Here is a 1,985-nt window from a genome sequence, read left to right on the forward strand (position 1 = left end):
CTGATAAACCTTGCTCAATGCTTGGTGTTTAAAGTCGTCAGAATACGTAATTTTTTGCATGATGAAGCCTATGTTTTTTTCAAGCCCATGAAAATTCAGAGGCGACAACTAGTCTGACATAGGGGGGCCATACTGGCCGCCTTCATGCTCTTTGGTTTTGATGCCTGATAATGTTTTATTGGCGGGTAAAGCGCCTGCGCCGCTGAACGCGGGCACGGGGTGGCTGCCGTTATAGACCACGCCGGTGATGATGGGGCGGTCTATATCGCCTTCGATAAAGTCGACTAAAACTTCCTGGCCGATGCGCGGGATAAACTGGTGGCCCCAGCTTGCGCCTGCCGATGGGTAGGCCACGCGGATCCAGCAGGAGGATTTATCATCCAGATTGGCGCCAAACTCCGGGTGCTCGGCAGCGCGCTGCCAGTGGAACTGCACCTTGATCCGCCCCTGCTCGTCGGTGTGGACTTCGGCTCGTTGGCTTGAGTCGGCAGCGCTGCCTTGTGGGCCCACCACGGTGGCGGTTTGTACGCCACGGCTTTTGGGCTTGCTGTGTTCGATATGAGCAAAATCAGGCGTAATCGGCTGGCCGCGTCTTTGGGCGGTAAAGCGGGCTTCATAGGGTTTAGCGGCGTCCGCAGCCAAAAGGCTGGGCGAAACCAGGCCCAGTTGCTGAGTTAAATCAGCGGGTAAATTATTATTGGCGGTGAATGTCAGCCCGGTGACGGCAAATTCGCGTTGCTCGGCGCTATCCCATTCGTGGGCGGGGTGGTCTTCTAATCTGAACCACTGCCCGGCCTGCAAGGCACGCAAGGTGCCGGAGCCGCTAAAGGATTTCTTTTGCGCGTCTGCAGCCTGCTGACGCAATTGTGCATAGTGGCTTAGCCCTTCTGCATCGCTGGCGTCCCCCAAGAGGACTTGCTTCGCGGCGTAATAGTGGGCCTGCGGGTCGTAATCTTCGAAGCTGGCTTGCAGCTGCTGGCCGCCATCGCCCTGGTCAATGCGGCTTTCATCAAAGCTTTGGCTGGTGCTGGTGGCTTTGTAATCAAAGCTGGCGAGTGACACCGAGCTGCTGCCCACCTGACGCTGGCTGTTCCACTCGGTGAGCGCGTCAGATTCTTCCGTGGCATCGGCGCGGTGAAAGCGCACCTGCATTTCCTGGGCTTCTGGCAGTGCAAAGGCATCGTCAAAGATGACCAGCTGAACCTGTGGATTGTCGCCTGGCAGATGTTCGAATCGCCATGCCAAGCCTTCCTCGGCTAATAATCGCGTCAGAAAATCGAAATCGGATTCGCGGTATTGTAAGCAGTAGGAGCGCGGGCCATGCGTGCCGGAGAGTTTGAAATCCAGCGTTTGCACGGCGGCAAAAACGGGGTTTTTAGCCTGGTGCTCGGCTAAAACTTGTTTAACGATATCGGGTACGGATAAATCCTGGAAGACGCGGGAAGTACGGCGGTAGCGGAGTAAGGCAAACGGCGGTTCTGCCATCAGCGCATATTTAGCAAAGCCACCATCTGAACCCAGCAACTGTGCCTGCGAGATGACGCCACAACGCTCAACTGCATCACCATTGGCATCAGCCACCGATAAAACAATAGGTAAACCGAGTAAGGATTTAAGCTCTAAAGCGCCATCAGGGGATAAGCAATCAATCTGATAGCGGTAAGTCTGGTTAATCCCTTCGCTGCCATCCACCCGCTGAGGTAAAAGCTGCTCACCCCATACCCCGCCATCGCCAAGTTGCAGAGAAATAAGCCGCTGGTTTTGGGAGAAAGCAGCGGCGAAGGAGGCGAGCAAATCGGTAGCGCTCATCGGGATAACCACTTTAAAACTCGATTTACAACATTACATCAAGCTTTAAAGTTACCTGATTATGTCTCTTGCTCAATTAAGGCTTGAAATACCCCTCTTGGACAAGGTTTAGCCTGCATCACGGCTTTGAGTAATCGAGGAATCAGAGCGCACAGGTCTGCTCGACGATTGAAACG

1 protein-coding gene is annotated in these 1,985 nt (G+C 54.4%); it reads right to left on the reverse strand.

Annotation, left to right across the window (positions count from 1 at the left end):
* Positions 1-108: 108 nt before the first annotated feature.
* Positions 109-1,809 carry a type VI secretion system Vgr family protein gene (locus tag CSQ88_RS22315; RefSeq protein WP_099400252.1) on the reverse strand — a complete coding sequence of 567 codons (1,701 nt, stop codon included), beginning with the start codon at positions 1,807-1,809 and terminating at the stop codon, positions 109-111.
* Positions 1,810-1,985: the final 176 nt, after the last annotated feature.

It is taken from the genome of Iodobacter sp. BJB302 (assembly GCF_002735645.1).
GTDB lineage: Bacteria > Pseudomonadota > Gammaproteobacteria > Burkholderiales > Chitinibacteraceae > Iodobacter.

Coding starts and splice junctions, on each gene's coding strand:
- CSQ88_RS22315 (WP_099400252.1), bottom strand. CDS start 1,809: ATGAGCGCTACCGATTTGCTCGCCTCCTTCGCCGCTGCTTTCTCCCAA.